At 74.8% G+C, this 8374-nt stretch carries 7 protein-coding genes; 5 read left to right on the top strand and 2 right to left on the bottom strand.

Annotated features, from left to right (window positions below; all coding sequences use genetic code 11):
- Together mtrB and mtrA are read right to left on the bottom strand one after the other, a co-directional pair.
- Positions 1–1750, bottom strand: a 1750-nt coding sequence (mtrB, locus tag LG632_RS28725) for an MtrAB system histidine kinase MtrB (RefSeq protein ID WP_226730689.1), incomplete at its 3' end; no start/stop codon positions are given.
- 1 nt (position 1751) lies between these two features.
- The gene (mtrA, locus tag LG632_RS28730) at positions 1752–2441 is read right to left on the bottom strand and encodes a two-component system response regulator MtrA (protein ID WP_308109376.1); all 690 of its coding nucleotides are present in this window, start codon (positions 2439–2441) and stop codon (positions 1752–1754) included.
- 219 nt (positions 2442–2660) lie between these two features.
- Here mtrA and LG632_RS28735 point away from each other — a divergent pair, with 219 nt between their 5' ends.
- From LG632_RS28735 to LG632_RS28755, 5 genes are read left to right on the top strand one after another with little or no spacing between them, the layout of a single operon-like run.
- Entirely contained in the window at positions 2661–4040 is a 1380-nt protein-coding gene (locus LG632_RS28735; protein WP_226730691.1) for a DUF7847 domain-containing protein, read from the top strand.
- A 7-nt stretch (positions 4041–4047) separates the two neighbouring features.
- A complete protein-coding gene (locus LG632_RS28740) occupies positions 4048–4737 on the top strand; it encodes a DUF4129 domain-containing protein (RefSeq protein WP_226730693.1) in 690 nt (229 codons plus the stop codon).
- Complete coding sequence (locus LG632_RS28745) at positions 4734–6050, top strand: DUF4350 domain-containing protein (RefSeq protein ID WP_226730695.1); 1317 nt, start codon at positions 4734–4736, stop codon at positions 6048–6050. The genes LG632_RS28740 and LG632_RS28745 overlap by 4 nt, the downstream gene beginning before the upstream one ends.
- Positions 6047–7021, top strand: a complete 975-nt coding sequence (locus LG632_RS28750; protein ID WP_226730697.1) for an AAA family ATPase — start codon at positions 6047–6049, stop codon at positions 7019–7021. The genes LG632_RS28745 and LG632_RS28750 overlap by 4 nt, the downstream gene beginning before the upstream one ends.
- On the top strand, positions 7021–8331 hold the full coding sequence (locus tag LG632_RS28755) for a DUF58 domain-containing protein (RefSeq protein ID WP_226730698.1): 1311 nt from the start codon (positions 7021–7023) through the stop codon (positions 8329–8331). The genes LG632_RS28750 and LG632_RS28755 overlap by 1 nt, the downstream gene beginning before the upstream one ends.
- Positions 8332–8374 lie beyond the last annotated feature (43 nt).

Here is an 8374-nt window from a genome sequence, read left to right on the forward strand (position 1 = left end):
CCGCCGCGGCCCGCTCGGCCGCGGCCCGGGCCCGGTTGGCCCGCGAGTCCTCCGGTTCCAGCGGGATCGGGGAGCCCCGCAGCGGCTCGTCGGCCGTCCGCGGCAGCGTCAGGCGGAACTGCGAGCCGCCGCCGGGCTCGCCCCAGGCCTGCAGCCAGCCGCCGTGCAGCCGGGCGTCCTCCACCGCGATCGACAGGCCGAGGCCGGTCCCGCCGGTGGTACGGGCGCGCGCCGGGTCGGCCCGCCAGAAGCGGTTGAAGACCCGGGTCGCCTCGCCCGGCTTGAGGCCGACGCCGTAGTCGCGGACCGCGACGGCGACCGCGCCGCCGGCGGAGGCCAGGCGCACCACGACGTCGCGCCCCTCGCCGTGCTCGACGGCGTTGACGACCAGGTTGCGCAGCACGCGCTCCACCCGCCGGGCGTCGGCCTCGGCCACCACCGGCTGGGTGTCGCCGAGCACCCGGATCCGGGTGCCTTTGCGCTCGGCCAGCGGCTCGGCGCCGTCGATGACCCGGCGTACGACGTCGCGCAGGTCGATGGGCTCGGCCTCCAGGGCGGCGGCCCCGGCGTCGAAGCGGCTGATCTCCAGCAGGTCCGCGAGCAGCGACTCGAACCGGTCGAGCTGCCCGGCCAGCAGTTCGGCCGACCGCGCGGTGACGGGGTCGAAGTCGACCCGGGCCTCGTGGATGACGTCGGCGGCCATCCGGACGGTGGTCAGCGGGGTGCGCAGCTCGTGCGAGACGTCGGAGACGAACCGGCGCTGCATCCGCGAGAGGTCCTCCAGCTGCTGGATCTTGTGATGGAGGTTCTGGGCCATCTTGTTGAAGGCCTCGCCGAGCCGCGCGATGTCGTCCTCGCCGGTGACCTTCATCCGCTCCTGGAGCTTGCCGGCCGACAGCCGCTCGGCGATCCCGGCGGCCATCCGTACGGGGGTGACGACCTGGCGCACCACCAGCCAGGCGATCGCGCCGAACAGCACGACCACGAACAGCCCCGCCGTGGCGATGGTGCCTTTGACCAGGTTGAGGGACTCCTCCTCCTGTGTCAGCGGGAAGAGGTAGTACAGGTCGTACGGGATGCCGTTGATGTCGGTGAGGCGCTTGCCGACCACGAGCGCCGGCTCGGACGGCTTGTCGGAGCCGGTGTAGCGGATCCGCGCGAACGACTGGTAGGTGCCGGTGGTGTGGTTGACGGCCTTGCGCAGCGCCGGCGGGATGCTCGCCGTGGGATCGACGTCGCCGGAGGCGCGCGCCCCGCGCACGCCGGAGTCCTTCTCGCCGCTGCCCGCGCCCAGCGCGACCACCTCGAACGCCGACTGGCCGCCGCTGGCCAGCTGCGAGACGAGCGAGTTCATCCACGTACTGGCGTCGCGGCCGACCTTGGTGTCCACGGCGGTGGCGTCGGCGCCGTCCGCCACGGACGCGGTGTTGGCCTTCTCCTGCGCGACCGCGAAGCCGCCGGCGGCCTGACTGATCGCCGCGTCCTCCTTGGCCTCCAGCAGACCCCGGCTGACCTGGGCGATCACGACGAACCCCAGGAGCAGGACCACGGCCAGCGACATCAGCAGCGTGACGGTGACGACGCGCAGCTGGATGTTGCGCCGCCACAGCCGGATCGCCGGCAGCAGCGGGCGCCGTACGAGCCGGACGCACAGGCGCAGCACGCGCCCGCCGGGCGCCCCTTCCTGGAGCAGCCGGCCGACCCGTGACGCCCCCCGGGCGAAGCCGGGCGTGGGCCTGCCGGAGGTCATGTCAGCTGGGTCCCGCCTTGTACCCGACGCCCCGGACGGTGACGACGATCTCCGGGCGCTCGGGGTCCTTCTCGACCTTCGAGCGCAGTCGCTGCACGTGCACGTTGACCAGGCGGGTGTCGGCGGCGTGCCGGTAGCCCCACACCTGCTCCAGCAGCACCTCGCGGGTGAAGACCTGCCAGGGCTTGCGGGCGAGCGCGACCAGCAGGTCGAACTCCAGCGGGGTCAGCGCGATCGACTGCCCGTCCCGCTTGACCGAGTGGCCGGCCACGTCGATGACCAGGTCCCCGATGGTCAGCTGCTCCGGCGCGGGCTCCTCCGAGCGGCGCAGCCGGGCCCGGATGCGGGCGACGAGCTCCTTGGGCTTGAACGGCTTGACGATGTAGTCGTCGGCACCGGACTCCAGGCCGACGACCACGTCGACGGTGTCGCTCTTGGCCGTGAGCATGACGATCGGCACGCCGGACTCGGCGCGGATCAGCCGGCAGACCTCTATGCCGTCCCGTCCGGGCAGCATGAGATCCAGCAGCACCAGGTCCGGCTTGGCCTCGCGGAAGGCAGCCAGGGCCTTGTCGCCGTCCGCGACGAACGACGGCTCGAAACCTTCTCCACGCAGCACGATGCCGAGCATCTCGGCCAGCGCGGTGTCGTCGTCGACGACAAGGACGCGTCCCTTCATGGTTGACATCATCCCATTAGCTAATCGTTACCTGGCGGTGAGCTGTCCCACAGCTGGTCCACGGCCGGTGGCCGGAGGTGATCCAGTCTGCCGTCTCCGCGGGTGACAATTGAAGGTGCGGGCAGGGACGGAACAAACGGGGGGACGGCCGGTCCGCACCGCGTACCCACGTGGCACGATGGCAGCCGACCAGCGCCACCGCCCCCGAACGTCACCCGTGAAGGAGCCACGATGAACGACTCTCCGGGCTGGGCCACGCCCGGCTCGTCCCCGTCGGAGGGGGAGCGGTCCGGTGCGCCCGATCCCGGCGCCGGGGCGTCCGGCGGGCCGACGCAGCCGCCCCAGGATTCGCAGCCGCAGCAGCCGGGACAGCCCCAGCAGCCGCAGCAGCCCCAGCAGCCGGCGCAGCCCTCCGGCCAGCAGCCCGCCGGCTCCCGCTGGTCCGCGCAGCAGCCGCCCCCCGGCGGGGGGACGCCCCAGGACGGCGTGTGGGGCCGGCCGCAGCCCGGCCAGGACGGCGGCGCCCCGCAGCAGCAGCCCGGCCCCGGCTGGGGCGCGTACGGCGGCCAGCAGGGCGCGCCCGGACAGTACGGCGGCCAGTACGGGCAGTACGGCTACGGCCCCTACGGCGGCGGCCCCGGTGGCTGGGGCGCCCCGGCGGCGGCCAAGCCCGGCGTGATCCCGCTGCGCCCGCTGGGCCTGGGCGAGATCCTCGACGGCGCCGTCACCACCATGCGCACCCACTGGCGCTCGGTCCTGTCGATCACCCTGGTCGTCGCCGCGCTCGTGCAGCTGGTCAACCTGCTCGCACAGAAGTACGTGTTCTCCACCATGGAGCTGGCCGCCGGCGCCGAGCCCTCCCTGGAGGACGCCGTCAGCAGCCTGTCGGTCAGCGTGATCTCCGGGTTCATCCAGCTCGTCGGCGGCCTCGTCGTCACCGCCATGCTCACGATGATCTTCAGCAAGGCCGTCCTCGGCCAGTCCTCCACGGTCGCCGGCGCCTGGCGCGACGCCCGCGGCCAGCTGCTGCGCCTGGCCGGACTGACCCTGCTCCTCGCCGTCGGCGCGCTCGTCGCCCTGCTGGTGCTGCTCCTGCCCGGCATCCTGGTCGGCAGCGTGGGCCTCGCGGTCCTCGGCGGCCTGGCCGGAGTCCTCCTCGTGGTCTGGCTGTGGATCAAGTTCAGCCTCGCCTCGCCGGCGCTGATGCTGGAACGCTCCGGCGTCTTCCGGGCCTTCGCCCGCTCCTCGAAGCTGGTGCAGGGCTCCTGGTGGCGGATCTTCGGCATCACCGTCCTGACCGGACTGATCACCGGCATCGTCTCCGCCATGATCGTCGGACCGGCCACCGTCCTGGCCCTCGTCCTCGACGGCGGCGCGAGCGACCTGGCCCAGGGCCCGATCCTGACCTCCTGGAGCGCCCTGATCGTCACCGCCGTCGCCTCGGTGATCGCGCTGACGATCACCATGCCGATCTCGGCGGGCGTCACCGTCCTGCTCTACATCGACCAGCGGATCCGCCGCGAGGCCCTGGACCTGGAGCTCGCCCGGGCCGCCGGCATCGAGAACTACGGCAGCACCGCCCACGGCGCCTCCCCCGGCAGCGGGGGCTGATGCCGAGGTGACGAGCACGGGGGGCCTCTTCACCCGCACCGGGCTGCTGCTGTCGGACGACGGCGCAGGCCCGGTGACCACACCGCGCGACCCCGCCCGCGAGGCGGCCGAACGCGAACTGTCCAAGCCGATCTACCACGAGCAGGACCCGTCCCTGCTCACCCGCGCCCTGCGCCGGCTGATGGGATGGCTGGACGACCTGTTCGACGCCGCCGCCGGCGCCTCCCCCGGCGGCGGCTTCGGCCTGGTGGTGATCGCCTTGCTGGCCGCCCTGCTCGTCGGCCTGCTGTGGTGGCGCCTGGGCCGCCCGGCCGCAGGCGCCACCGCCTCCGGCGACCTGTTCGGCGAAGGCGTCCGCTCCGCCGCCGACCACCGCTCCGCCGCCGACGCCCACGCCGCCGCCGGCCGCTGGGGCGAAGCCGTCCAGGAACGCATGCGCGCCCTGGTCCGCGCCCTGGAGGAACGCACCCTCCTCGATCCCCGCCCCGGCCGCACCGCCGACGAGGCCGCTGCCGAGGCGGCCCTGTCCCTGCCCGAGCACACCGGCGCCCTGCGCACGGCGGCCCGTACCTTCGACGACGTCACCTACGGCGGCCGCCCCGCCGACGCCGCCATGTACGCGCGCATGCGCGACATCGACCTCACCCTCGACCGGGCCAAGCCCCTCCTCCCGACGACCCAGGGACCCACGCCATGACGGGCCCGACGCACCCCGCCGCCACCCCGGCCACCGCCCCCGGCACGCCCGCCCCCGCCGGCGCCGCCCCCGGCACACCCGCCCGCGTCCCCGTCGGCGGCGGCCCCGGACGGGCCGCCACCTCCACCGCCCTGACCCCCGCCCAGGTCTGGTCCCGCGCCCGCGGCTTCCTCCTCGCCCTGACCGTCCTGCTCGTCGCCGGCATCACCCTCGCCGCGCTCAGCTCCGGCACCCGCCACGGCCACCTCGACCCGCGCTCCGCCGACCCCCAGGGCAGCCGCGCCGTCGCCGAGCTCCTGAAGCAGCGCGGCGTCACCACCCGCGTGGTGACCACCCTCAAGGACGCCGCCGCCGCGGCCGGCCCGCGCACCACCCTCCTGGTCACCGAACCCGACCTGCTCGGCCCGACCCAGCAGACCACCCTGCGCGCCGCCCTGGACCGCACCGCCGGCCGCACCGTCCTGCTCGGCCCCGAGGCCTCCCTCGCCACCCTGGCCCCCGGCGTCCGCCTCAAGGGCACCGCCCACGACGACGACCTCGACCCCGGATGCGCCCTGCCCGCCGCCCGCACCGCCGGCCGGGCCACCACCGGCGACGGCCCCACCTACCGCACCGACCTGCGCGGAGCCACCGCCTGCTACCCGTACGACGGCCACCCCACCCTCCTCGTCCTGCCCGGCACCAGGCCCGGCGGCGACACCGTCCTCCTCGGCTCCGACCAGCCCCTGCTCAACGAGAACCTCGCCGACCAGGGCAACGCCTCCCTCGCCCTCCAGCTCCTCGGCTCCCGCCCCGAGCTGGTCTGGTACCTCCCCACCCTCGCCGACGCCGCCGACGACGGCACCGGCCCCGGCGGCACCGAGGAGAAGTCCTTCTTCGACCTCCTCCCCTCCGGCTGGAGCTGGGCCCTGCTCCAGCTCACCCTGGCCGCCGTCCTCGCCGCCCTGTGGCGGGCCCGCCGCCTCGGCCCCCTCGTCACCGAACGACTCCCCGTCGTCGTCCGCGCCTCCGAGGCCACCGAGGGCCGCGCCCGCCTCTACCGCAAGGCCGGCGCCCGCGACCGCGCCGCCACCGTGCTGCGCGCCGCCACCCGCGAACGCCTCGCCGCCGTGCTCGGCGTACCGGCCACCGCGGCGCACGACCCGCAGGCCCTGCTGCCCGCCGTCGCCGCCCACCTGACCAGTCCTCACCACCCCGCCGAGCACGGCGCCCTGACGGCCCTTCTGTTCGGTCCCGCACCCTCCGACGACGCGGCACTCGTCGCGCTCGCCGACCACCTCGACGCCCTCGAAAGAGAGGTCCGCACCTCATGACGTCCCCGACCACCGCTCACGCGGGCGACGCACGCGCTTCCCTCGAAGCGCTCCGCACGGAGATCGGGAAGGCCGTGGTCGGCCAGGACTCCGCCGTCACCGGCCTCGTCGTCGCCCTGCTCTGCCGCGGCCACGTCCTCCTCGAAGGCGTCCCCGGCGTCGCCAAGACCCTCCTGGTGCGGGCCCTGGCCGCCTCCCTCCAACTCGACACCAAGCGCGTGCAGTTCACCCCCGACCTGATGCCGTCCGACGTCACCGGCTCACTCGTCTACGACGCCCGCACCGCCGAGTTCTCGTTCCAGAACGGCCCGGTCTTCACCAACCTCCTCCTCGCCGACGAGATCAACCGGACCCCGCCCAAGACCCAGTCCTCCCTCCTGGAGGCCATGGAGGAGCGCCAGGTCACCGTCGACGGCACCCCGCGCGCGCTGCCGGACCCCTTCCTCGTCGCCGCGACCCAGAACCCCGTCGAGTACGAGGGCACCTACCCGCTGCCCGAGGCCCAGCTGGACCGCTTCCTGCTGAAGCTGACCGTCCCGCTGCCCTCCCGCGACGACGAGATCGGCGTCCTCACCCGGCACGCCGCCGGCTTCGACCCGCGCGACCTCAAGGCTGCCGGCGTCCGCCCGGTCGCCGGCGCCGCCGACCTCGAAGCCGCCCGCGACGCCGTCGCCCGTACCGCCGTCTCCCCCGAGATCGCCGCCTACGTCGTCGACATCTGCCGCGCCACCCGCGAATCGCCGTCCCTCACCCTCGGCGTCTCGCCGCGCGGCGCCACCGCCCTGCTCTCCACGGCCCGCGCCTGGGCCTGGCTGACCGGGCGGGACTACGTCATCCCCGACGACGTCAAGGCCCTCGCCCTGCCCACGCTGCGCCACCGCATCCAGCTGCGCCCGGAGGCGGAGATGGAAGGGGTCACGGCGGACGCGGTCATCACCGCGATCCTGTCCCACGTCCCCGTGCCGCGCTGATGGCCCTCACCGGACGCGCCGCCCTGCTCGCGGCCCTCGGCAGCATCCCCGTCGGCATCCTGGAACCCAGCTGGACGGGCATGCTGGCCGTCAACGGTCCGCTCGCCCTGGCCTGCTGCGTCGACTACGCCCTCGCGGCCCCCGTCCGCGGCCTGCGCCTGGAACGGTCCGGGGACACCTCGGTGCGCCTCGGCGAGACCGCCGACGTCCACCTGACCCTCACCAACCCCGGCGGCCGCACCCTGCGCGCCCGGCTGCGCGACGCGTGGCCGCCCAGCAGCTGGCAGCCCGGCACGGAGGTCGCGGCGTCCCGCCACACCCTGACCGTGCCCGCCGGTGAACGCCGCCGCGTCACCACGCGCCTGCGCCCCACCCGGCGCGGCGACCGCAAGGCCGCCAAGGTCACCGTCCGCTCGTACGGGCCGCTCGGCCTGCTGGCCCGCCAGGGCCACCACACCGTCCCGTGGACGGTGCGGGTCCTGCCGCCCTTCACCAGCCGCAAGCACCTGCCGTCCCGACTGGCGCGCCTGCGCGAACTGGACGGCCGCACCAGCGTCCTCACCCGCGGCGAGGGCACCGAGTTCGACAGCCTGCGCGACTACGTCCCCGGCGACGACACCCGTTCCATCGACTGGCGGGCCACCGCCCGCCAGAACAAGGTCGCCCTGCGCACCTGGCGCCCCGAACGCGACCGCCACATCCTGATCTGCCTGGACACCGGCCGTACGTCGGCGGGCCGGGTGGGCGACGCCCCGCGCCTGGACTCCGCCATGGACGCGGCCCTGCTCCTGGCGGCCCTGGCGACCCGGGCCGGCGACCGCGTGGACCTCCTGGCCCACGACCGCCGCACCCGCGCCCTCGTCCAGGGCCGGGCCGCGGCGGACGTCCTGCCGTCCTTCGTCAACGCCATGGCCACCCTTGAGCCGGAACTGGTCGAGACGGACTCCCGCGCCATGGTCTCCACGATCCTGCGCTCGGCCCCCCGCCGCTCCCTCGTGGTCCTCCTGACCAGCCTGGACGCGGCTGCCGTCGAGGAGGGCCTGCTGCCGTCCCTGCCCCAGCTCACGTCCCGCCACACAGTCGTCCTGGCCTCCGTGGGGGACCCGCGCGTGGCGCAGATGCAGCACTCCCGCGGCACCGTCGACGCTGTCTACGAGGCCGCCGCGGCCACCCAGACCCAGGCCCAGCGCACCCGCACGGCGGAGCACCTGACCCGCCTCGGCGTCACGGTCGTCGACGCCACCCCGGAGACCCTGGCCCCGTCCCTGGCCGACACCTACCTGTCCCTGAAGGCGGCCGGCCGCCTGTAGAAACAGAAAAGGCCCCTGCGGGGGCCTTTCTCGTTTCTCCGGG

This window comes from Streptomyces antimicrobicus (assembly GCF_020532625.1).
Lineage (GTDB): Bacteria > Actinomycetota > Actinomycetes > Streptomycetales > Streptomycetaceae > Streptomyces > Streptomyces antimicrobicus.

What these genes read in the sequence shown, in the direction of transcription:
- LG632_RS28755 (WP_226730698.1), top strand. Translation starts at nt 7,021, where the DNA reads ATGGCCCTCACCGGACGCGCCGCCCTGCTCGCGGCCCTCGGCAGCATC.
- LG632_RS28745 (WP_226730695.1), top strand. Translation starts at nt 4,734, where the DNA reads ATGACGGGCCCGACGCACCCCGCCGCCACCCCGGCCACCGCCCCCGGC.
- LG632_RS28735 (WP_226730691.1), top strand. Translation starts at nt 2,661, where the DNA reads ATGAACGACTCTCCGGGCTGGGCCACGCCCGGCTCGTCCCCGTCGGAG.
- mtrA (WP_308109376.1), bottom strand. Translation starts at nt 2,441, where the DNA reads ATGATGTCAACCATGAAGGGACGCGTCCTTGTCGTCGACGACGACACC.
- LG632_RS28750 (WP_226730697.1), top strand. Translation starts at nt 6,047, where the DNA reads ATGACGTCCCCGACCACCGCTCACGCGGGCGACGCACGCGCTTCCCTC.